This is a genomic window from Tenacibaculum sp. MAR_2009_124 (genome assembly GCF_900105455.1).
Taxonomy (GTDB): domain Bacteria; phylum Bacteroidota; class Bacteroidia; order Flavobacteriales; family Flavobacteriaceae; genus Polaribacter.
Genome location: NZ_FNSF01000008.1, coordinates 261,573 through 284,111, shown reverse-complemented (window position 1 = coordinate 284,111; position 22,539 = coordinate 261,573). Strand labels below are relative to the sequence as shown.

Here is a 22,539-nt window from a genome sequence, read left to right as displayed (position 1 = left end):
AAAAGTTGATTTTCAATCAGAAAGGGGGTTTAATGTTAAATTTATGAATAAAAAAATTTATATAAAAGATTTATTAAAAAAAGATTTTAAAGAAGTTTGGGACTTGCAAACCAGTTTGTTAGATTCAGTCGTAGTATTAAAGAGAGAAAAACGAAATTCTAATAAAGAAATTATTACTCCAAACTACTTTTTGTTTGTTGAACATCCACATGTGTATACACTTGGGAAGTCTGGTGATTTAAGTAATTTATTATTAAATGAAAATCAATTAAAGGATAAAGGCGCTACCTTTTATAAAATAAATAGAGGAGGAGATATTACGTACCATGGTCCGGGGCAAATTGTTGGATATCCAATTTTGGATTTGGAAAACTTCTTTACTGATATTCATAAATATTTAAGACTTCTTGAAGAAGCAATTATTTTAACTTTGGCGGAGTATGGTATAAAAGCCGAAAGAAGTGAAGGGGAAACGGGTGTTTGGCTTGATGTAGGTACTCCATTTGCACGTAAAATTTGCGCTATGGGAATTAGAGCAAGTAGATGGGTTACTATGCATGGTTTTGCTTTAAATGTTAACGCGGACTTAGGTTATTTTGATAATATTATACCCTGTGGAATACGAGGAAAAGCAGTTACTTCCATGCATGTTGAGCTTGGAAAGAATGTTGATGAAGAAGAGGTGAAAGAAAAAATATTAAAACACTTTAAAGAGTTATTTCAAGTGGAAGAATACATAAAAAAAGAGGTTGATTAGTCAACCTCTTTTTTATGATATGTAATGGGAATTATTTTTTCGCTTTAATATCGAAAGACATTTCCATTAAGTCATTGATGAATTTATCTTTTAAAGCAGCGTCAAACTTCTTAGAGCTATAAGTTACTCCGAAGTCAGTACGATCTACACTAAAAGTATCGCTTTTTAAAGTAGCAAGACCATCTTGTTCAGTAACGGTAACTGGAATTGTAATACTTTTAGTTACATCCTTAATAGTTAAGTTTCCAGTAATATGTAATTTACCTCCTTTTGTTTCAGAACTTGTTATTTCGAATTTAGCTGTTGGGAATTTCGCAACGTCAAAGAAATCGCCAGCTTTTAAGTGACCTTCTAATTTTTCTTTTCCATTTCCTGCTTCTAAATCAGAACAAGAAATCGTGTTCATATCAATAGTGAATTCTCCAGCTTTTAAAGTTCCGTTTTCAATATCGAAAACTCCATTTTGTAAAGAAACAACTCCATTGTGAGAACCTGTTGGCTTTGAACCTTTCCAAGATACTGTAGATTCAGCAATATTAGCTTTATATGAATTAATAACGTTTTCAACTTTTTGAACGTCTTTAACTTCTTCTTTAGCTTCTACTTTATTCTTATCGTTTTTACATGAAATAGCAGTTAATGCTATAAAAGCAATTGCTAAAATCGATTTTTTCATAAATATTAGTTTTAAATGATTGAATTTTCTATTCTAATTTAGAACAAATGTAGATAAAAAATAGTTTCCGTGGAAATTATTTTTTATTTATTAACTGATTGATAACATACGAAGCAGCTTGCAAACCAAACGCAGCGGGCATATAACTTATTGTTCCATAATACGATTTCTTGAAGTTTGTACCGTCGGTAAGTTTTAGACTTTGAGGTATTTGAATTTCTTCGGAATATACAGCTCTAACACCTTTGTCAACTTTTCGCGCTTTTAGTCGTTTTTTAAGGTTTTTGGCCATTCTACAGTTTTTAGTTTTACTTATATCTTTAACTTTAACTTTTGAGGCGTCCAGTTTTCCTCCAGCTCCCATAGAACTTATGATTTTCACTTTCTTTCTTCTGGCAGCTACGATAAGGTTTACTTTTGGAGTAATACTGTCTATGCAATCAAGAATATAATCGAATTCTGGGTTTATAATTTCGTAGGCTCTTTCTGGAGATACAAATTCTTCTAAAACCGTTAATTCAATATCTGGGTTTATATCTTTTATTCGCGACGCCATTACTAAAGCTTTCGACTTTCCAATAGTACTATTTAAGGCTGGTAATTGACGATTTTTATTTGTTTCATCAAAAAAATCACCATCAACAATAGTCATTTTATTTACTCCTGCTCTAGCAATAAATTCAGCAGCGAATGATCCTACACCACCCAATCCTACAACTAAAATATTAGCGTTCTTAATTTTATTTAAACCTTCTTCTTGCACTAATAACTCAGTACGTTCTAACCAACTCATACTATAAATATTTTATTGAAGTTTTTATTAATTTGTTTTATCACGAGTTCAATATTCTCATTTTTAATGGAGGCAAATGTATTATAAATGTCAGTAATAGACTCTTTTGAATTGTCTGTTTCTAGTAAAATTTTCGAAGAGTTAATTTCGGTTACAATGGTTTGAAGTTTTCGATTGGTTAATAAAGCACTTCCTAAAGAAATGCAGATGTCATTTTTTAATAAATCTTGGGCAACTTGAAGACTTTTGTTAAAGCCATGCAGAATCCAAGGTTGCTGAGGTTTTAATTGCTTTCTAAGTACTATGATGTCATTGTAGGCTTTTACACAATGAATAATTAGAGGCTTTTTAGTTTTCTCAGATAATTCTATTTGTCTTTTAAAAACGTTTATTTGGATTCCATAGTTTGTTCTAGAAAGTTTATCCAATCCACACTCACCTAATGCTAAACAATTTTTTAGTACAAGTTTCTTCTCCAGTAAATCGAATTCACTTTCTAATTTTTTTTCAGAAATGTACCAAGGATGAATTCCTACAGAAAAAAAGGAGTCTGTAAAAGGATCGTTAGGGTATTGATTAATAATGGAAAGTACACTTTTCTGAGGTTCTAAATTATGAGTATGAACGTCAAAAAACATCTTATTCTTTGTTTTTAGTGTCAATAATAATAGTTACTGGTCCATCATTTAAAAGTGCTACTTTCATATCGGCACCAAATTCTCCTGTTTGAATTTTTTTACCCAAATCATTTTCAATCTGTTCTATAAAACTTTCGTACAAAGGAATTGCAATTTTTGGTTTAGCCGCTTTGATATAACTAGGACGATTGCCTTTTTTAGTGGAAGCATGCAGCGTAAATTGACTTACAACAATAATATCTCCTTTGGTGTCCAGTATTGAAGTATTCATAATGCCTTCAGTATCATTGAAAATACGAAGCCCGGTTATTTTTTTTGATAACCAATTAATATCTTCTTGAGTATCTTCGTTAACAATGCCTAATAAAACTAATAAGCCATTATCAATATCTGCTACTATATCATCATTTATTGTAACACTAGCTTTTGTAACTCTTTGGACTATTACTTTCATTTAAAACAATTATTATTTTAACTATTTCCAGATGTCAGTTCTGTAGTTTTCTTCTTCTCCTTCTAAAATTTGCAAATAACTTTTATAACGAGACCAAGAAATTTCGTCCTTTTCCAGAGCATCTTTAACAGCGCAACGAGGTTCATTTATATGGATACAATTATTAAACTTGCAATGCTGTTTTAGAGCAAAGAACTCAGGGAAGTAATCTCCTAGTTCATTTTTATCCATATCAACAACACCAAAACCTTTTATTCCTGGAGTATCGATGATTTTGGCATCGAAACTCAAATCAAACATTTCAGCAAAAGTGGTTGTATGCTGACCTTGTTTGTGTTGTTCAGAAATTTCCTTCGTTTTTAGGTCAAGAGAAGGTTCTATGGCGTTAACCAGAGTAGTTTTTCCAACACCTGAATGTCCTGCGAACATACTTACTTTATTCAACATTAATTCTTTAACCAGGTCAATGTTTTTGTTTTCAAGAGCAGAAACATCAATACACTTATATCCAATAGTTTCATAAATATCTTTTAGATATAATACTTCCGCTTTTTCGTCTATTTCATAAGTGTCGATTTTATTGAAAACTAAAATAGCTTCTATAGAATAAGCTTCCGCGGTTACTAAAAAACGATCGATAAAAGTAGTTAATGTAGGAGGGTTGTTAATCGTAACTAATAGAAATACCTGATCGATATTGGCGGCAATTACATGAGTTTGTTTTGAAAGGTTAACCGATTTACGAACAATAAAATTTTTACGATCTTTAATTTTAGTAATAACACCAGTATTGTCATCAGTTTTGGTTTCAAGCTCAAATTCTACAATATCTCCGACAGCGATCGGGTTTGTACTTTTTATACCCTCGATTCTGAATTTTCCTTTAATTCTACATTTATAAAGTACTCCTTCGGACTTTACCCAATACCAACTTCCTGTTGATTTATAAACGGTTCCAATCATTTAGCAAAGATGAGAATAAAAATTGAATGTTGTAAAAGTTATTTTTCACTTAAATCTCTTATTTTATCGGCTATTGAACCTTTTTCACCGATTCTAATAAACATAAAAATTAGTTGTATAATTATTCCTGGTTTGGTAATAATGGAAGCTTTTTCAGCTACTTTTAAGTCCTGTTCTTCAATTAAGGCGTTAGTGATGTTTTGAGGAGAACTAGCAAGTTTTACAGCAAACTTCCAAGCGCCATCTCTGGCCAATTTCATGCTAAAGTCAATTAAGAAACTATCGATTTTATGGGTAAATCTTAAGATGGTTTTTAAAAAGGGCCAAATTTCAGATAAATCTTCTTCAACCTCATGAACAAGAGAGGACAGTATTTTGTTAATTCTGTTAAAATCTGTTTTAAGATCTTCAATGTTTTGACCTTTCATTACTTCAGCGGATGCTATTCCTAAATCTAAATTAATATGAGCATTCATTCCTATGAGCAAGTGTTGAAGTACTATATACCAGAATTTATTGGTTATATCAAAAGCCTTTTTCCATGAAAATGTTGTGGGTTTGTTTTCCTTGAAGTCAAAATAAGCTTGAATGTATCTTTTAGCGAAAATAACATCGAGTTTTTCCATTCTCTCTCCATTTTCGAAATAATCGTTTTCAATTCCTTCTTTTACTTTAATTGTTACATTTAGATAAAGAGCAGCGAAATATCCTAAAGTACTTTCATTTTTTATGGAGTCGTCTACAATTTTTTGTAGTGTGCTAATTACATCATCAATTGTATTGATTGGTGGCATGTTATATTAAGTTTGGTACAATGAATTTACTAAAATAAAAGAAATATGCAAAAGTGATTTCAATGTAGTTTGTATTGGTAAGATAAGCAGTGAAATATTCGAGTAATAGATTGAAGTCATTATGGCGTTTAGTAAGGAACAAAAAAGCAAGAAGAGTGTTTTGATTTGTTATTGCACTTATTATCAGGGTTGTATGTTTTTGGTTTAAAGTTTGTGTGGAATTAGTTTTGGGGATGTTTTTTTTTCTGCTCAAATAATGTTAAAAAAAGGATAAGGAAAACAAAAAAAAATATAGTTTTGTTGGCTGAAAAAAAATATACAAAAATTTATGAAGAAACTAGTAGTAACACTAATTTTATTTGTGTTCGTATCATTATCGGCAGTTGCTCAAAAGTATGAGTACAAAGTTATCACAAGTGTAGAATCAATTATTCCGAGTGGTTTAGGAAGATCAAGGTTAATCTCTTCTAATGACGACAGAAATTATAAAGATTTTACATCTGAACGTTCTGAAGAAGGTGATAAAAGAAACAAATCGGACAGATCTAAGATTCGTGTTAAGAATTTTGAAGAAACTAAATTATTGAACTTTTTCAATATTGGAGGTATCAGATTTCAAAATATTGTAGCGAATGACGCAATAATTACATCTAAAATCAACACTATGGTTGAAGAAGGATGGGATTTAGCTTTTGTAAATAGCGGTGTTGAAAGTTACGGAGGTAAAGGTGATAAAAATGGTATTTTTATTACAAGATATATCTTTAAAAGACTAAAATAATTAATGAAAGAGGCGCCAAATATGGCGCCTCTTTTTTTATCCTTTAATTATTTTTTCTTGATGATTAATACTTTCTTGGTGAATTGCTTTAAACATTTTTAAAACAAATTCTTCTCCTAAACCTCTACTTTCTCCTTCTAGAATCATATTTCCAAGAATTTCATTCCATCGTTTTGATTGTAAAACGGCTACATTCTTCTCTTTTTTAAGTTCTCCAATTTTGTCAGAAATTTTCATTCTTTTTCCAAGAACATCAATTAATTGATTATCGACTACATTTATTTGAGCTCTTAAATTGTCAAGACTTTCTCGGTAGCTTTTATCAGAAGCTGTTTCTTTTCTAACTCTTAAATCTACCATCATTTGTTTAAGTGAATCTGGGGTAACTTGCTGTGCGGCATCACTCCATGCATTATCTGGATCATTATGTGTTTCTACCATAAGACCATCAAAGTTTAAGTCTAATGCTGTTTGAGAAACATCAAAAACCATATCTCGGTTACCAGTAATATGTGAAGGATCACAAATTAAAGGTAAATCTGGAAATCTATTTTGGAATTCAACGGCGATTTGCCACTCAGGAATATTACGATATTTCGACTTTTCATACGTTGAGAAACCTCTATGAATAGCTCCTAGTTTTTTAATTCCTTTAGAGTATAATCTTTCGATTCCACCAAGCCATAGGGCTAAGTCTGGATTTACAGGATTTTTTACTAAAACAATTTTGTCGGTACCTTCAAGTGCTTCCGCAATTTCTTGCATAATGAAAGGACTTACGGTTGATCTTGCTCCAATCCATAATAAATCGACATCATTTTCAATAGCCAACTTTACATGGTTTGTATTCGCTACTTCAGTACAGGTTTTCATTCCTGTTTCTTCTTTAACGCGTTGCAGCCATTTTAATCCAAGTGCTCCAACTCCTTCAAAGTTACCTGGACGTGTTCTTGGTTTCCAGATACCAGCTCTAAAATAGTTTACATCAGAATTTTTTAGCTCATGAGCTATATTCAATACTTGATCTTCGGTTTCCGCGCTACAAGGGCCGGCAATTACTAATGGGTGAGATAATTTCATATCATCTAACCACGTTCTGAGTTGTTTAGAATTTTCCATGTGTTGTTACTTAGGCATCTAATAAAATACCGTTTAAAATTTGTTTTATATGATTCGTGTTTTCCATTTCCTTATAAATCTCTTCGAAATTGTCTTGTTGCATTAATTCTTTGAATTGTTGCAAGTTTAAAATGTATTCTTCGAGGGTTTCTATAACGTTGGTTTTATTTTGTTTAAATATTGGTGTCCACATAGCTGGTGAACTTTTTGCTAAACGAACAGTTGAGGCGAATCCACTGCCCGCCATATCAAAGATATCACGTTCATTTTTCTCCTTTTCTATCACCGTTTTTCCTAACATAAAAGAACTTATATGAGATAAATGAGATACATATGCAATATGTTTGTCATGTGATTTTGGATCCATATAGCGAATACGCATACCAATTTTAGAAAAAATTGAAAGTGCTCTTTCTTGAAGTTTGAAAGCTGTTTTTTCAACCTCACAGATAATGTTAGTCTTGCCTCTATATAAATTTCTTAAAGCAGCTTTAGGTCCTGAAAACTCGGTTCCAGCGATAGGGTGTGCCGCTAAAAAATTTCTCCGATTTGGGTGATTTTCAATATTTTTACAGATATCTACTTTGGTAGAACCTACATCAATAACTAAGGTGTTTTCAGAGATGTTATCTAACACTTTTTTAGTTAAGTCTAAAGAAACATCTACAGGCACAGAAATGATCACAACATCTGCTTCTTGTATAGAATCTATAGTAGCTTCTTTTTGAATAACCCCTAGCTCTATGGCTTCCTTTATATGATGATCATTAATGTCAATACCAAAAATAGTACTGTTTTTAAACTCCTCTTTAATATCGAGTGCTAAACTACCACCAATTAACCCTAATCCTATAACGTATACTTTCATCTAAAATCGTGTTATTGCTTCTTTTATTTGCGTTTCAGGAAGGCATAACGAAAAACGAATATATCCTTCTCCTTGACTTCCAAAAATACTTCCTGGTGCTACAAAAATGTTTTTATTATATAGTAATTCGTCGACCATTTTTTCTGAAGACTTTCCGTTTGGCAGTTTGGCCCAAACAAACATTCCAGAGGCGTTATTGTCATAATTACAATCAAGAATGTCAGCAAGTTGAAAGATTAACTGTTGTCTTTTCTTGTAAACTTTATCTTGTTCTGAAAACCAAGAATTTTCTAATTCTAGCGCTTTGATAGCACCTTTTTGAATTCCGTAAAACATTCCAGAATCCATTTGGGTTTTAACTTTAAGAACTTCTTTTAGAAAAGTTGAATTACCAATCAGTTTTCCAACACGCCATCCCGCCATATTAAATGATTTGCTCAAAGAGTTTAGTTCTAAAGCAATATCTTTTGCTCCTTCCACTTGTAAAATACTTTGTGGATTCTCATTTAAAATGAAACTATATGGGTTGTCATTTACAATAATTATATGATGTTTTTTACCGAAAGCTATTAGTTTTTTATAAGTTTCGTCCAAGCCTCTTGCTCCTGTTGGCATATGTGGATAATTGATCCACATGAGTTTTACGTTCGTTAAATCTAGTTTTTCTAATTCGTCAAAGTTCGGTTGCCATCCATTGCTAGCATCTAAATTGTAAAATATAGGGTCGGCTCCAATCAAATTAGTAACAGAACTGTAGGTTGGGTATCCTGGATTGGGAATTAGTACTTTATCTCCTTCATTCAAAAAAGCTAGAGAAATATGCATTATACCTTCCTTACTACCCATTAACGGTAGTATTTCATCATTGGGGTTTACAGATACATTATATTTATTTTGATAGAAATTGGCAATGGCATCTCTAAATTCAGGAAGCCCTTGGTAACTTTGATATTTGTGAGCTCCAATTTCAGTTAAACTATCTTGAATAGCCTTAATTACCGATTTAGGAGGTTGTAAATCGGGACTTCCGATCCCCATATTGATAATGGGATTTCCTTCAGCGGCAAGTTGTCGTACCTCTCTTAATTTTGTAGAAAAGTAGTACTCTTGAACAGTTTGTAAACGATTGGCAAATGTTATCATGATCTTCCGTTTTTGTATTCTCCTAATATTTTGAAATTATTAGCCATTATTTCAATAATCGATTTTGCTTTATTATAATCATCGTAATTATTGAAGGTAACATCCACAAAAAAGGCATATTTCCACGGAGTCTCTATAATGGGAAGTGATTGTATTTTTGTTAAATTCAGTTTACAATCACTCATCACATTTAAAACAGTAGCTAGGCTACCTCTTTTATGATCTAATTCAAAACGCAAGGATGCTTTACTTATGTGATTTGTTTGATTAATGGGTTTTTTAGTTTGGAGAATAACGAACCTAGTTTTATTATTTTTAATGGTTTGTATTTCATCTTCAATAACTTCTAAATCAAAAATTTCGGCAGCTATTTTAGGAGCAATTGCAGCGACACCTTTTAATTTTTGATTTGCTATATTTTTTGCAACAGCAGAAGTATCAACGCCTTCAACTAATTTAATAGAAGGGTAACTTTTAAAGAATTCTTTGCATTGTAAAAGAGCCATTGGGTGAGAACAAACTTCCTTAATGTCTTTTATATCCTGATTGGGCAATGCCATCAGATGATGGTGAATAGGTAAATAGTACTCTCCTGTGATGTGCAAATTGTATTTGTCGATTAGGGCGTAATTTGGTATTATAGACCCGGCTATAGTGTTCTCAATAGCCATAATTGCTTCATCAGAATCATTTTTTAAAAGGCTATCCGTTAAGGAATCGAACGATAAACATTCATTAAGTTGAATGTTGTCGCTGTAATACTTTTGAGCCACAATATGGTGGTTGCTTCCTTGTATTCCTTGAATGGCTATTTTCTTCATTTTTTAATGCAAAAAAAAAGCCTCGATGTTATCGAGACTTTACGTTTATATTATTATTTATGTTATTAACAATATGATATAAAGTCTCTCCTCTTACTAAAAAAGTAAAAGTAAAAATAGAAACCTTGCCATACGTTGTTTAACATCTCTTCGTGTCTTTTATTTATTGAACATGACAAATCTTGGCATTTTATTTTAAATAAACAAATTTTAGTAAAAAATATTTTTCAGTAATTACGATATCGTTTTCATTAATTGGAATTAGAGTGATATGTTTTAATCAATTTATTATGAGTTCTATAAAGGAAAAAGGGATGCTGTTTTTAAAAATGAACATCCCTTTTTTAGTTTTTATTTTCAAATAATATTATTCGGTTTTTTTGTTATAACCAATAGTTATATTGCTATCGTTAATTAATTTCACTAATAAAGGGGCTCCTGCATCTTTAATGGTTTCAGTACTAACTGTTTTACCAGTTCCATAGTTTATCTCCCAGTATTTAGATTTATTGACACCTAGAATTGCAAGGATTTTGCTCCCTTTAGAGATTTTTTTAGAGGTCATAAAAGATTTTTTTATTGGGAATTTATAGTTCTTGAAAGGTTCTAATAGTTCTCTTTTTTCATTATTCTTGGCATAACTGGCTCGTGCTAAGTATTCAGATAGATAAAAATAAGATCCATCGGGAAGTATTTCATATAGCTTGATAAATACATCCATATCCCTTTTATTTATAACTACATTTAGTGAACCTTCAAAAGTTCCGTTTATTGAAACATCTTGATCGAATGGATCTGAGATAAAGCTAATCGCATTTTCAAAGTTGATTTCCTTTCCTGTAATTGCTCCTGAAAAAAATCCATGTTTGTCTTTTTTATTTCTCTTGCTTAGATCTATTTCATACGATATTGAACCTTCCGATTTTGGTTGATTGGTTTGTAGCTTGAAATTTTGTCCATCCGTTATGTTTGAAAGATAAAATTTGAAGTGGTTTGAATTCATAGTTTCAAAAGAAGAGCAATGTTTCCATTTATCAGCTCCCATTACTTGATAGTTTATCCTATCTTTTAACAAGCTTGGCTTCTGTTTGTTTTTAAGAATATGATCAAACCATTGATACGCTAATTCATGAATACTAATTAAAGCGGTTTTATCTATGGTGTATCCAGATAAAACTTTGCTTGGATAGTGTTGCCCTCCTCCATGCGAATATGGACCAATAACTAGATAATGATTTGCTTTTGCATTGTGTTTGTAGTGTTGGTTAAAATAATATAGAGCACCAATCTGATCGGCGTCGTAATAACCGGTAGTTGTTAAAATAGGAATATTAATGTTTTTAAACTCTTCTTTATAAGGAACCATATCACTCCAAAAGCTATCATAACTAGGGTGCTTTAACCATTTTTGAAATATTTTGTTTTTTCCTTTATTTAACAAACTATCAAGTTTATTAAAAGAGTATCCTTTTTGATAATATTTGTCATAAGCTTTTACGTAATCTTTGCTTGCAAATACGTTTTCATCGGTAAACTTATTATTACGAACATAATTTATCCATTGAAGCATGTAACTCATGAATACGTTGTTTTGCATAGGGTAATCAATACCAATACCTACAGATACCTGAGGAACGATGGTTTTTAAAGCAGGATGTAGTTTTTTTGTTGCTGACCATTGACTAAAGCCAAGATAACTTCCTCCCATCATACCAACGTCTCCATTACACCATTTGTAATTACTTATCCAGTCTATTATTTTGTAAGAATCCTTACCATCAAATTCAAAAGGGAGGATTTCGTTTTTACTTAATCTTTTTCCTCTGGTATTAACAGCTATCCCAACATAGCCATTAACAGCGGCACGTTTAGCAACTTCATAGTCATAAGAACCTGCGTAAATATTATAGATAAATATGGCAGGAAGCTTTTTTTTGATTCCCTTTTTCCTGATGATTAAAGCTGTAACTTCTGCGCCATTATCTGTTTTAATGAGTACATTTTCTCGTATATCGAATATTTTTTTATCCTCATCATCCAGGAGCTTTTGAGCTAATTGACCAACTTGTGAGTACACAGAAAATTTGCTGTAAGCATTACATAAACCTTTGGCCTGACCTATGGATAAGCTATCAGTATCCTTGTATTCATTTAACGATTTATGAAATCTTTCTTTTAAATCAGAGATTTTTGTGTCGTTGTTAATACTTCTAGTAACTTCAGGTTTTAGTACATCTTTTAAATTAGTATATGAATTGATAAAAGTCTTTTTAAAAGATTGGTTAAATAAAATGTTCTTTTCTTTACTAAGTTGACCTGCTTTAGCGAAGACCTTGTATAAAAAAACGCGTCCCGTTCTAAGTTTATTAATTGTGTAGCTATCAATATATGTATCAATACTTTTATCTGCATTCTTGTATTCTTCCGCTAAGAGTTGGATATGAAAAATTGAATTGTAATATGATGTAATGGAATCTTTTTGATCTTTCGTTAGTATTTCTTCTGAAATTTTCTTGATCAATCCTGGTATAGAAGATGCATTGCTATGAATTTCTTTTGGGAGATGTATTTTTTGAGAAAAAATAAGAGAGGTAAATAGTAAAGTAGCGATTCGTAAAAAACAATTTTTAAATTTCATTCTTTATGTGTAATAGGTTAGTAGTAAAATAATGATTTAAAGATATATTATTTATGACGGAAAGATTACTAACAAAATGAAAAAAAATCCTTTTTTGAATTCTTTATTTTGGATGAATTCAAATCTTTGTTTTAAAACTTTTGGGCATGATTGGAGAAGAGAGAACTTCTAAAGTTTTGGTCATAAAAAAAGCTTCTCAAAATTGAGAAGCTTTTAGCGGTCTGGACGGGACTCGAACCCGCGACCCCATGCGTGACAGGCATGTATTCTAACCAGCTGAACTACCAGACCGTTGCTTTGATAAGCGGTTGCAAATATAAACTTGTTTTTTGTATCTGCAACAATTTTTTTAAAAAATATCGACTCATTTGTCGAGAGAACTTTTAGCGGTCTGGACGGGACTCGAACCCGCGACCCCATGCGTGACAGGCATGTATTCTAACCAGCTGAACTACCAGACCGTTGCGCTAAGCGGATGCAAATATATAACTTTTTTTTAATAATAAAAGGAAGTTTCTATAAAAAATTTCGCCTGCTGATCAAATAAGTTGAGAGTACCTGATGATAGCCATCATGAATGTTTACGGGCACATAATCTATTTTATATTGCAAGCATTTGTTCTTTAGGTTTTTAAAGAATTCGTTTGTTAGTTCCGTATACTTTTCTTTAATGTTTTCAGCGTATAAATTAATTTCTTCTCCAGTTTCAACATCAACGAATTTTTTTGGTGTATTATCGAAATTAAAATTAAATTCTAGCTCTTTATCGTAGGTGTGAAACAAAACAACTTCATGTTTATTGTGCTTCAAATGACGAAGAGCTTCGAATAATTCATGTTCACTTTTCGTAGTTTGAAACATATCTGTAAATAAAAAGATTAATGATCGACGATGCATTTTTTCCGCTATTTCGTGCAAATACTCAAAAGTATCTGTTGTAGTAGAGGAAGACGATTGCATTAATTTTTCTAATTGATGTACAATCATTTTTCGATGACGTTCACTTCCTTTTTCAGGAGCATAAAATTCGTAGCTGTCAGAATAAACACTTAATCCTACGGCATCACGTTGACGTTTAAGTATTTCTATTAATGAAGCAGCGGCTACTGAAGAAAAACCAATTTTATTTAAATTATCAATTTGTTGATTATTACTAATAGGGTAGTGCATTGAAGCGGAGTTGTCAATAATTATATGACAACGTAAATTTGTTTCTTCTTCATACTTTTTGGTGTACAATTTTTCCGTTTTTGCAAACAGTTTCCAGTCAATATGTCGAGTACTTTCTCCTTTATTATAAAGTTTGTGTTCTGAAAATTCAACAGAAAATCCATGGAAAGGACTTTTATGCATCCCAGTAATGAATCCCTCAACGACTTGTCTAGCTAGTAAATCAAGGTTTTTTATTTCTGAAGAAAGTGAGTTGTTTAAATCAATCATAGTCTTCGAAAATAACGAAAGACTTGTACATAGTCAAGTACTTTTTTATTTGTTCGCTTTTCAGGGAGATGGCTTTTTTGTTTTAAGGTAAACTGAGGAAGCTATTAATGGTAATTACTGAAATAGGTTTTAGGGTTTTTACCCATTTTCCATTAACGGAACATGTTACATATTTGCCGCTCAAAAGAACAATTACAAAGAATTATTATGAACAAAATTTTTACTTTTATTTTACTCTTGTGCGTAGGAGTTATAAGCGCTAATGAATTAAGAATTCCAGATGCGAATTTTAAGAATTATCTAATTAATGAATCAGGAGTTGATACCAATGGGGATGGTAAAATTCAGTTGTCTGAAGCTGAAAATTTTTCTGGAGGACTTTATTGTCAAGGAAAAGGAATTAAAAGCTTAAGAGGTATCCAAGCCTTTGTAAACTTAACCGGTTTATGGTGTAATGATAATGAAATTACGAGATTAGATTTGTCTAGAAACAAATCCTTGGTGTCATTATATTGTTATAACAATAAATTAAAGCAATTACATATTGGTCGAAATAGGGCTTTAAAATATTTGTATTGTTATAATAATGAGTTAAGACAATTGCATTTATGGGGAACTCCGTCGTTAACAATGTTACATTGCTACGAGAATAAACTTCGTTGGTTAAACATTTCGGGCAGTCGCAAGCTAACTGATATCTATTGTTATAATAATCAATTATTAAGTTTAGATGTTTCCAAAGCAAGGTCTTTACAACGTCTTTACTGCTATAATAATGAGTTGTATTGTTTAGATGTTTCTAAAAACTCGTGTTTAACGGATTTATATTGTTATGATAATAACTTGGTTAGTTTAAATGTAAAAGGAGCTGATTCACTTAGGTTATTATATTGCTATAACAATTTATTACGAAGATTAAATGCTTCGACAAACAGTTCGCTTGAGCATTTGTATTGTTATAATAATAGTATTCAGTCTCTAAATGTATCAGGAGCTACAGCTTTACAATTATTATACTGTTATAATAATAAAATTAAGTGCTTAGATGTTTCAAATAATAAGGAGTTAACAGATTTATATTGTTATAATAATGATCTAGTAACTTTAAATATAAGAAACGGAGCGAATACGAATTTGACGTCATTTAGTGCTACAGGAAATAAAGATCTTCGTTGTATTCAAGTTGATGATCAGGCTTATGCTGAATCAGAAGGATGTTGGTATATTGATTGTAAGGCTTATTACAGAGAAAATTGTTGCGGAGATGGTCAAGTAAGTCTGCAAAATGTGGTTGTTGGACCGAACCCCGTAAGAAATATATTGAGAATTGATGGCAGAGGTGCTACTATAGAAAGTGTTCGATTGTTGCATTTTTCAGGAAGAGAAATTTTACGAACTCAAGATACAGAAATAGACGTTTCAAATTTAAGGAGAGGTTTGTATTTAGTGAGAGTGCACGGGAGCGATACTAATTTTATTACTCGCATGATTATAAAAAGATAACATTAAGAGCCTACTGAAACTCTGGAGGTTTTTTATTGAAGTAGTTATAAGAAAAAAGGTTTAGCAAGTGCTAAACCTTTTATTCGAATGAAAAAAAATTACTTCACTTTACATTCCTACGGGAATAAGCTAAATGAAGATTTTGAAATTAAGATAAAACTCATTAAAAAATAATAAAATTTACAGAGCCTAAAACACCATTTTAACAAGGTGTTGATCTATGTCTGCAATTCAAAGTTATTGAAACCTTCGTGTAAATAAAATACCCGATTTTACTAAAAAAAGACTCAGGGCTTTCCCTGAGTCTTATAAGGTTATCGTACGAAATTTCTGATTACTGTTTTATAGTTTGAGCTCTTTCTAAATTATCAACGACTAGAAGTAATTTTTTTAATAAAATAGGGTTATAATACTCATTTATCTTTATGAAATTTTGTACTTCTTCATAGGCCTCCTTAGACGAATAGTTACCTAACGAGTTGGCTAACCATCTTTTTGGGAAAAAGATATCACCAGTTAACTGCACTTCCACCAAGAGATCTAATATTAGAGAAACATGTTTTGTTGATGCTTCATGGCGTAAAGGATGATGAAGGTTACTTAATGCTGCTTCTACCCACGATTCTTTTTCTCTGTTTTTAGCATCTTTTAATGAAAGCATGAAGTCATCTCTTGTTTTTTCATTTGCAGATAGTGAAGGGAGTAACCAAGAGAAGCGTTCTTTTTTATCTTTATTAGTAATAGCACTTAATTGCTCTTCAAGAATGTTCTGAGATTCAGGATGTTCATAGATAGCTAATTTCATAGCTAAATTGTTGAGGTCGCTCTCATTGAGTGTAAGATTCTTAATCTGTGTTTTTTGAATCCAAATATGGTAAAGTAACTGAGATCCATTTTTGTGATGAGAAACGTTTTTTAGTAGATTAAATAATGTTTTTTGAATATTCGCAGGGTTGTCCTTACTCAACTCTTGAAGAATTAAATTTGAAAGATCTTTATAATTATTTCTTGATTGCTCTGATAGGAAAGTCCAATAAATTGCATTAATTCTTCCGCAGATATAATTTAAAATTAGCTCATTGTTTTCATTTTTTAAACCAGCAATATATGTATTTAATGCATCAGTCACCGATACAACTCCTGATAACATATTTTCATACAAGTTTATATAGGTATGCCCTCTTGCTACGTCATCTTTTAAGGATATTATGTCTAAAGAATTAGAAGGAAAAACACCATATCCAATTCCGTTGTAATTATAAATAATTTTTTTGGGCCTTGGAAGCCCTTCCGCCTCCTTAACAAGAATTGATTTTTTATTTAAATCGATATTCAAGGTTTTTATTTCATTGTCATACACCAATCCAATGCTAAATAATTGACTCCATATTTTATGACTACCATCTTCGGCTTGCTGCTTAATAATAAATTTTTTTATTTTATTACCTTCATAAGTAACCTCGTCTGAAATTATAGGTCTCCCCGAAGTATTTACCCAAACCTGGCTCCATTCTTTTATATCTTTTTCGGATAATGAGTCAAAAATGTTTACTAAATCAGTCCAGTCCGCATTATCGTTGGCGAATTTAGAAATGTACTGTTGAATTCCTTTTTGAAATTTTACGTCCCCTAAAAGAAGTTCCAATTGACGCATCATAATAGGCGCTTTATTGTAGATAATACGACCATATAGTGCTCCAGCGTTTTTTAAATTTCCTAAATGTTGTTTAATTGGATTGGTTCCCTTGGTTCGATCTTCAGAATATGCACTCGGATAATGGGACATCATGAAGTTTAAATCATGATTTATTTCGGGAAATACAGGGTTCATAATTTTATCAGCCATGAAATTCGCAAAAACCTCCTTAAGCCACACATCATCAAACCATTTCATGGTAACGAGATTTCCGAACCACATATGCGAAGTTTCATGCGCAATTAATTTTGCTCTTCGTAATTGTCTGGTTATTGTAGCATCTTTATCTAAGAACAAAAGGTTTTCTCTGTATTGAATAGCTCCTGTATGTTCCATTCCTCCATATTGAAAAGGAGGTAAGGTGACGAAATCCATTTTTTGAAAAGGGAATTTATAGTTCGTGTAGTTTTCTAAAAATGTCAATGAGCTTTGGTGAGTTTGAAAAATAGGATCTAAACTCTCCTTAATTTTTTCTTTATTTGTTTCTCTGTACAATAGCTTCATATTGAAAGAACCCCTTTTATCAATTGCTTCTTGAAATTTCCCAGCAACAAAAGAGAACAAATAAGTACTCATTTTATCCGTTTTTTCGAATACATGTTCAATGAAATCACCTTTATTAATTTTTGATTTTATATGACCCCCAGATAATACTTTCCAATCTTTCGGAGCAGAAACAGTTACGTTGTAATAGGCTTTTATATTAGGTTGATCAAAACAAGGAAAAAGTGTACTAGCTCTGTCAGGAACTAATAAGGTGTAGAGATATTCTTTATTTCTGTTCAATGAAAGCTCTCCAGCTAAAAAATCAATGGAAACAGAATTTACACCTGGTTTTAATCTTGTTTTATCAATAACAATGTGCTCGTTTTTATGAGTAACTGGTGTTTCCTTATCGTTTACTACTATTTTTTGAATGTGCTCAGTTTTTTCGTTAAAATCTAAAACTAAGTCATTGGTGAGGTCATTCAATATAAAGCCAACTTTTAGTTTTGAGGGGATTGATTTGCTTTTTTCATTAGGAATTGAGAAATGAAGGTCGTAGATGACATCATTAATTTGTTGTTTGCGATAATTGGCGAGTGTTGAAGAAATTCCTTTTGTTATGAATAGCTTTGGAACCTCAGGTTCTTTTTTACAAGAAATGACAAAAATATAAAAACAGAAAACTAGTAAATAATTGCGCATAAATGTTTTGAATGTAGTTTGTTTGCTTGCTAAAAATAACAAAGGTTTGGCAAATGCCAAACCTTTGTTATTTATTTATAAGAGAATTGTCTCTTATAACTGAGCGTCAATTTTATCAGTATATGCTTTTTTAGGAGCTGCGCCAACTTGCTTATCAACAACCTCACCGTTTTTAAATATTAAAACTGTAGGAATGTTACGCACACCATATTTAGCAGCAAATTCTTGATTGTTGTCAACATCTACTTTACCAACAACGGCTTTACCATCGTATTCTGAGCTAATCTCATCAACGATTGGAGCTACCATTCTACAAGGTCCACACCAAGCGGCCCAAAAGTCAACTAATACAGGTTTGTCTGATTTTAATACAACTTCTTCAAAAGAAGCGTCTGTAATTTCTAATGCCATCGTATTTATATTTATATTTGAGGTTATTATCTTGTTTACAGTTACAAAAGTAAACAAATATTTTTCCAAAACAATTGTACAAAAATTACTTTTTATTATCAACTTATCAATAGTTTTTATGATAAGTTTATTTTTTAATACCTAAATTATTTCTATTTTTGTTCCCTCATAATGAGAGGAGAAATTTGTCTGATTGCAACCTCATAAAAAAATGCTAAAGCAGTAAGCCTACTTCTTTGTGCAGCAATCGTAAACTTTCTTCGAATAAAAATTTATAAAAAAGTAAAATATGTCATATTTTTTTACCTCAGAAAGTGTTTCGGAAGGGCATCCTGATAAGGTTGCAGATCAGATTTCTGATGCGTTAATAGATAATTTTTTAGCTTTTGATGCGGATTCTAAAGTTGCTTGTGAAACTCTAGTTACTACTGGTCAAGTGGTATTAGCGGGAGAAGTTAAGTCTAATACTTATTTAGATGTACAAAAAATAGCAAGAGACGTTATTAATAAAATTGGATATACGAAAGGAGAATATATGTTTGATGGTAACTCGTGTGGAGTACTTTCAGCAATTCATGAACAATCTGATGATATTAATAGAGGTGTCGATAGAGCTAGTAAAGAAGAGCAAGGAGCAGGAGACCAGGGAATGATGTTCGGTTATGCAACGAATGAAACTGAAACATATATGCCTTTGGCTTTAGCATTGTCGCACTTAATATTAAAAGAATTAGCGGCCATAAGAAGAGAAAATAAGGATATAGCTTATTTACGTCCCGATGCAAAAAGTCAGGTTACTATCGAATATTCTGATGATAATGTTCCTCAAAGAATTGAAGCCATTGTGGTTTCAACTCAACATGATGATTTCGATGAGGATGACGCAATGTTGGCGAAAATTAGAAAAGACATCGTCGAAATTTTAATTCCAAGAGTAAAAGCACAGTTAACTCCAGAAATCCAAACCTTGTTTAATGATGATATTAAGTATCACATAAATCCAACAGGAAAATTCGTTATTGGAGGACCGCACGGGGATACTGGATTGACAGGAAGAAAGATTATCGTTGATACCTACGGAGGAAAAGGAGCGCATGGTGGAGGAGCTTTTTCAGGAAAAGACCCGAGTAAAGTAGATAGATCTGCCGCTTATGCTACACGTCATGTTGCAAAAAATTTAGTCGCAGCTGGTGTTGCAGATGAGGTGTTAGTTCAAGTATCTTACGCGATAGGTGTTGTTGAACCAATGGGTGTTTTTGTAGATACCTATGGAACTTCAAAAGTTAACTTAACCGATGGTGAAATAGCTGAGAAAGTGTGTGAACTTTTTGATATGCGTCCATATGCGATTGAAACACGTTTAAATTTAAGGTCACCTATGTATAGCGAAACAGCAGCCTATGGTCATATGGGACGTGTGAATGAAGTTGTTAAGAAAACATTTACTCAGCCTAATGGAGAGAGTAAAACATTGGATGTTGAATTGTTTACATGGGAGAAACTTGACTATGTGGATAAAGTAAAAGAAGCATTTAATTTATAAGATCTTTTTTAAAAAAAATATTCAGACCTCAGTTTTTTACTGAGGTTTTTTTTGTGCACATAAAAAAGAAGTATCCCCCTGATGAACACTTCTTTTTTAAAAATTAACCAAACTATATGTTAAAGGTACTAGGGGATTTCAATTTTTTATTAAGGAATTAGTTTAGTAGCCTTTTTCAGTAGTCGGTTAGAGGGAATTTTAGCGAGAACGGTTTAACGATAGTTAAAAGTAATATTTAGAAGAGTCTTGTTGTTAATTGGTAATTGAGATTTTTACACTTTTTTTTAAACAAAAAAGGAATAAAGGAGAACTTGTTTTCTCTTGAGGTATTTTGTAGTTTTTAGATAAATAGAAGTAAGTAGAAAAGAAGGATATTAAACAGTGTAAAAACATAAATTGAAAACAATTACGAAAATGAATTTATCTTGTACTTTTCGGGAAGTAAGGAAGGTCTTATTAAAAAAAGAAAAGAAAAAAGTAAAATCCCCCCAGACTGTCACTTTTTTCTTAATTCTTTTAACCTTAAATCTTGTATCAAAGATAGATTATTAACGTTGGTTGCAAGAGAATAATTAGATCAGTGGTAGTTTTGGCGCGATAAGCTGCTAGTAGGTTGTGGTGAACAGTTGTTTTTTGTATAAATTGTTTGTTTTTATGTGTGTGTGGTTTTAAATTAACTGTATATTGTTTTGTTGTTGAGATCGAAGATTGTTTGGTGAATTTCTTTTTAAGAATGATTTGCTAAACATTTAAGTGTAAACATAACTTCAACTAGAAAATAAGGTAAAATAAAAAAAGAAGTAAAATCCCCCCGGATATTTACTTCTTTTTTTAATCTTTTAACCTTAAATGACACTTCGAAGATACAATGTATTTAGGGGTTGATTTTGTGAAAAAAGATGATTAGCCTGCTTTTAAGGTTTAAAGGGAGTGTTTGAATGGTTAATGGTTGTATTTATGTATAAAAGGGCTTTTTTTATGTGTGTATTGCTTTTTTTGTTGTTTTTAGGTGTTTTTAATTATAGCGATGAAGTTTTGAGTAGTTGAAGACGATATGCAGAAAGGGCGTTTTAATTAAAGGATAGTATAAAATAAAAAAAGAAATAAAATCCCCCCGGATGTTTATTTCTTTTTTTTATCTATTAACCTTAAATGACACTTCAAATATACAATGTGTTTAGAGTTTGGTTTTGTGAAAAAAGATGATTGACTTGCTTTCAAGGTTTAAAGGAATTATTTTAAGGGTTGTTTGTGTGTGTTTTGTTGTTTTTTTGTTATATATAGTCTGTTTTTACGTATGTATTGTTGTTTAAGGGTAATTTAAAGATTTGAGAATTTAAACTATAGGAAGAAGGATCGTCTATAATTTGAGAATAGCGTAAAACAAAAAAAGAAGAAAAATCCCCTCGGATATTTACTTCTTTTTTTAATTTCTTAACCTTAAAATGATACTTCAAAGATAGAATGTATTTAGAGTTTAATTCGTTGAAAAAAGTTAATTGACTTGCTTTTGAGGTTTAAATGAATTATTTCAAAGCTCAATGGTATTTTGAATGTGTGTGTTGTTGTTTTTTTTGTTGTGAGTGGTTTGTTTTTATGTATTGGTTGTTTTTGTGTAAAAAAGAAAGAAGTAAAATAACCCCCGTTTTTTACTTCTTTCATTATTATTTAACCTTAAATGACATTTCAAAGATACCTTAGATTTAGAGTTTAATTTGTAGAAAAAAGATGATTGACTCTTGTTGAAAGTTTATTTGACTCGTTTTATCGTTTAATGGGGTTTTTGTGTGTGTTCTGTTTGTTTTTGTGTATAAATGGTTTGTTTATTGTTATGTATCTCTTTTTAGCTAATTACCCCTGTTTAACTCCAAAACGTTTTTCAGAGACATTGTTAAAATACAATCTGCTATTAAGACCAACACTTAGCGTGACCTCGTTTAAAGAAATGAACGGTTTAATGTAGTTAATTGATATTTCTGTTTCTGTGATATGGGTGTATTTCTTGAGATACATTGACTATCGTTGTAATGGAAGAGTTAATATCATTTCGGTATTCATATATATATTATGAACTCATTCAATAAAGTCAGTATGTGATGCTGAATAATTGATATTGATTTCTTGAATATGTCATGTGGTATTCGAAACCCTCTTAGTTGTTTAAGTCGAAAATTTAAAGGTAGAGGTTTTCGTAAATTAGGTAAAGAATTTCTTAGACTTAATGATTCATGGTTTGGTCAGAAAAATTAAATCGGAATTGATTATTGAATTTGGAATCAGGTGGTGCTATAGCTCAGATGGTAAATTAAAAAT

At 31.4% G+C, this 22,539-nt stretch carries 18 protein-coding genes and 2 tRNA genes; 4 read left to right on the top strand and 16 right to left on the bottom strand.

Translation table 11 applies throughout. From position 1 onward, the window contains the following. Window positions 1-43: 43 nt before the first annotated feature. Window positions 44-757 (top strand): lipoyl(octanoyl) transferase LipB, encoded by a 714-nt coding sequence (lipB, locus tag BLW23_RS21305; protein WP_093673748.1) that lies wholly within the window; start codon window positions 44-46, stop codon window positions 755-757. Window positions 758-788: 31 nt separating this feature from the next. Here the strand turns inward: lipB and BLW23_RS21300 are convergent, their stop codons facing one another. The 6 genes from BLW23_RS21300 to BLW23_RS21275 form a co-directional block, all read right to left on the bottom strand. After that, a complete protein-coding gene (locus BLW23_RS21300) occupies window positions 789-1,433 on the bottom strand; it encodes a YceI family protein (RefSeq protein ID WP_093673746.1) in 645 nt (214 codons plus the stop codon). Window positions 1,434-1,509: 76 nt separating this feature from the next. After that, window positions 1,510-2,226, bottom strand: coding sequence for a tRNA threonylcarbamoyladenosine dehydratase (locus tag BLW23_RS21295; protein WP_093673744.1), 717 nt, complete (start codon window positions 2,224-2,226; stop codon window positions 1,510-1,512). Continuing rightward, window positions 2,223-2,864, bottom strand: coding sequence for a TatD family hydrolase (locus BLW23_RS21290; RefSeq protein WP_143032254.1), 642 nt, complete (start codon window positions 2,862-2,864; stop codon window positions 2,223-2,225). The genes BLW23_RS21295 and BLW23_RS21290 overlap by 4 nt, the downstream gene beginning before the upstream one ends. 1 nt (window position 2,865) lies before the next feature. Further along, window positions 2,866-3,318, bottom strand: a complete 453-nt coding sequence (gene dtd / locus BLW23_RS21285) for a D-aminoacyl-tRNA deacylase (protein WP_093673740.1) — start codon at window positions 3,316-3,318, stop codon at window positions 2,866-2,868. 21 nt (window positions 3,319-3,339) lie between these two features. After that, the gene (gene rsgA / locus BLW23_RS21280) at window positions 3,340-4,281 is read right to left on the bottom strand and encodes a ribosome small subunit-dependent GTPase A (RefSeq protein WP_093673738.1); all 942 of its coding nucleotides are present in this window, start codon (window positions 4,279-4,281) and stop codon (window positions 3,340-3,342) included. Window positions 4,282-4,319: 38 nt separating this feature from the next. Then, entirely contained in the window at window positions 4,320-5,075 is a 756-nt protein-coding gene (locus BLW23_RS21275) for a DUF5995 family protein (RefSeq protein ID WP_093673736.1), read from the bottom strand. A gap of 328 nt (window positions 5,076-5,403) precedes the next feature. Here BLW23_RS21275 and BLW23_RS21270 point away from each other — a divergent pair, with 328 nt between their 5' ends. After that, window positions 5,404-5,856 (top strand): hypothetical protein, encoded by a 453-nt coding sequence (locus tag BLW23_RS21270; RefSeq protein WP_093673734.1) that lies wholly within the window; start codon window positions 5,404-5,406, stop codon window positions 5,854-5,856. Between the two features lie 36 nt (window positions 5,857-5,892). On the opposite strand, the gene BLW23_RS21265 is transcribed toward BLW23_RS21270, so the two are convergent. From BLW23_RS21265 to BLW23_RS21230, 8 genes are all read right to left on the bottom strand, one after another. Beyond that, on the bottom strand, window positions 5,893-6,975 hold the full coding sequence (locus BLW23_RS21265) for a bifunctional 3-deoxy-7-phosphoheptulonate synthase/chorismate mutase type II (protein ID WP_093673732.1): 1,083 nt from the start codon (window positions 6,973-6,975) through the stop codon (window positions 5,893-5,895). A 10-nt stretch (window positions 6,976-6,985) separates the two neighbouring features. Next, complete coding sequence (locus BLW23_RS21260) at window positions 6,986-7,843, bottom strand: prephenate dehydrogenase (RefSeq protein WP_093673730.1); 858 nt, start codon at window positions 7,841-7,843, stop codon at window positions 6,986-6,988. After that, a complete protein-coding gene (locus BLW23_RS21255; protein WP_093673728.1) occupies window positions 7,844-8,986 on the bottom strand; it encodes a pyridoxal phosphate-dependent aminotransferase in 1,143 nt (380 codons plus the stop codon). Then, window positions 8,983-9,807 carry a prephenate dehydratase gene (locus BLW23_RS21250; protein WP_093673726.1) on the bottom strand — a complete coding sequence of 275 codons (825 nt, stop codon included), beginning with the start codon at window positions 9,805-9,807 and terminating at the stop codon, window positions 8,983-8,985. The genes BLW23_RS21255 and BLW23_RS21250 overlap by 4 nt, the downstream gene beginning before the upstream one ends. Before the next feature lie 367 nt (window positions 9,808-10,174). Further along, window positions 10,175-12,445, bottom strand: coding sequence for a CocE/NonD family hydrolase (locus BLW23_RS21245; RefSeq protein WP_093673724.1), 2,271 nt, complete (start codon window positions 12,443-12,445; stop codon window positions 10,175-10,177). Window positions 12,446-12,662: 217 nt separating this feature from the next. Next, window positions 12,663-12,736 (bottom strand) — tRNA-Asp (locus BLW23_RS21240). 96 nt (window positions 12,737-12,832) lie between these two features. After that, window positions 12,833-12,906: transfer RNA gene (locus BLW23_RS21235), tRNA-Asp, on the bottom strand. A gap of 55 nt (window positions 12,907-12,961) precedes the next feature. Beyond that, window positions 12,962-13,885 carry a DUF58 domain-containing protein gene (locus BLW23_RS21230; protein WP_093673722.1) on the bottom strand — a complete coding sequence of 308 codons (924 nt, stop codon included), beginning with the start codon at window positions 13,883-13,885 and terminating at the stop codon, window positions 12,962-12,964. Between the two features lie 207 nt (window positions 13,886-14,092). Between BLW23_RS21230 and BLW23_RS21225 the strand changes: the two genes are divergently transcribed. Continuing rightward, the gene (locus BLW23_RS21225; protein WP_176829907.1) at window positions 14,093-15,388 is read left to right on the top strand and encodes a T9SS type A sorting domain-containing protein; all 1,296 of its coding nucleotides are present in this window, start codon (window positions 14,093-14,095) and stop codon (window positions 15,386-15,388) included. A 334-nt stretch (window positions 15,389-15,722) separates the two neighbouring features. Here BLW23_RS21225 and BLW23_RS21220 read toward each other — a convergent pair whose 3' ends face one another. Next, a complete protein-coding gene (locus BLW23_RS21220) occupies window positions 15,723-18,272 on the bottom strand; it encodes a M1 family metallopeptidase (RefSeq protein ID WP_093673718.1) in 2,550 nt (849 codons plus the stop codon). 93 nt (window positions 18,273-18,365) lie between these two features. Next, window positions 18,366-18,683, bottom strand: coding sequence for a thioredoxin (gene trxA / locus BLW23_RS21215; RefSeq protein WP_093674387.1), 318 nt, complete (start codon window positions 18,681-18,683; stop codon window positions 18,366-18,368). 289 nt (window positions 18,684-18,972) lie between these two features. On the opposite strand from trxA, the gene metK reads away from it, so the two are divergent. Further along, on the top strand, window positions 18,973-20,226 hold the full coding sequence (metK, locus tag BLW23_RS21210; RefSeq protein WP_093673716.1) for a methionine adenosyltransferase: 1,254 nt from the start codon (window positions 18,973-18,975) through the stop codon (window positions 20,224-20,226). Window positions 20,227-22,539 lie beyond the last annotated feature (2,313 nt).

What these genes read in the sequence shown, in the direction of transcription:
- lipB (WP_093673748.1), top strand. Translation starts at nt 44, where the DNA reads ATGAATAAAAAAATTTATATAAAAGATTTATTAAAAAAAGATTTTAAA.
- BLW23_RS21300 (WP_093673746.1), bottom strand. Translation starts at nt 1,433, where the DNA reads ATGAAAAAATCGATTTTAGCAATTGCTTTTATAGCATTAACTGCTATT.
- BLW23_RS21295 (WP_093673744.1), bottom strand. Translation starts at nt 2,226, where the DNA reads ATGAGTTGGTTAGAACGTACTGAGTTATTAGTGCAAGAAGAAGGTTTA.
- BLW23_RS21290 (WP_143032254.1), bottom strand. Translation starts at nt 2,864, where the DNA reads ATGTTTTTTGACGTTCATACTCATAATTTAGAACCTCAGAAAAGTGTA.
- dtd (WP_093673740.1), bottom strand. Translation starts at nt 3,318, where the DNA reads ATGAAAGTAATAGTCCAAAGAGTTACAAAAGCTAGTGTTACAATAAAT.
- rsgA (WP_093673738.1), bottom strand. Translation starts at nt 4,281, where the DNA reads ATGATTGGAACCGTTTATAAATCAACAGGAAGTTGGTATTGGGTAAAG.
- BLW23_RS21275 (WP_093673736.1), bottom strand. Translation starts at nt 5,075, where the DNA reads ATGCCACCAATCAATACAATTGATGATGTAATTAGCACACTACAAAAA.
- BLW23_RS21270 (WP_093673734.1), top strand. Translation starts at nt 5,404, where the DNA reads ATGAAGAAACTAGTAGTAACACTAATTTTATTTGTGTTCGTATCATTA.
- BLW23_RS21265 (WP_093673732.1), bottom strand. Translation starts at nt 6,975, where the DNA reads ATGGAAAATTCTAAACAACTCAGAACGTGGTTAGATGATATGAAATTA.
- BLW23_RS21260 (WP_093673730.1), bottom strand. Translation starts at nt 7,843, where the DNA reads ATGAAAGTATACGTTATAGGATTAGGGTTAATTGGTGGTAGTTTAGCA.
- BLW23_RS21255 (WP_093673728.1), bottom strand. Translation starts at nt 8,986, where the DNA reads ATGATAACATTTGCCAATCGTTTACAAACTGTTCAAGAGTACTACTTT.
- BLW23_RS21250 (WP_093673726.1), bottom strand. Translation starts at nt 9,807, where the DNA reads ATGAAGAAAATAGCCATTCAAGGAATACAAGGAAGCAACCACCATATT.
- BLW23_RS21245 (WP_093673724.1), bottom strand. Translation starts at nt 12,445, where the DNA reads ATGAAATTTAAAAATTGTTTTTTACGAATCGCTACTTTACTATTTACC.
- BLW23_RS21230 (WP_093673722.1), bottom strand. Translation starts at nt 13,885, where the DNA reads ATGATTGATTTAAACAACTCACTTTCTTCAGAAATAAAAAACCTTGAT.
- BLW23_RS21225 (WP_176829907.1), top strand. Translation starts at nt 14,093, where the DNA reads ATGAACAAAATTTTTACTTTTATTTTACTCTTGTGCGTAGGAGTTATA.
- BLW23_RS21220 (WP_093673718.1), bottom strand. Translation starts at nt 18,272, where the DNA reads ATGCGCAATTATTTACTAGTTTTCTGTTTTTATATTTTTGTCATTTCT.
- trxA (WP_093674387.1), bottom strand. Translation starts at nt 18,683, where the DNA reads ATGGCATTAGAAATTACAGACGCTTCTTTTGAAGAAGTTGTATTAAAA.
- metK (WP_093673716.1), top strand. Translation starts at nt 18,973, where the DNA reads ATGTCATATTTTTTTACCTCAGAAAGTGTTTCGGAAGGGCATCCTGAT.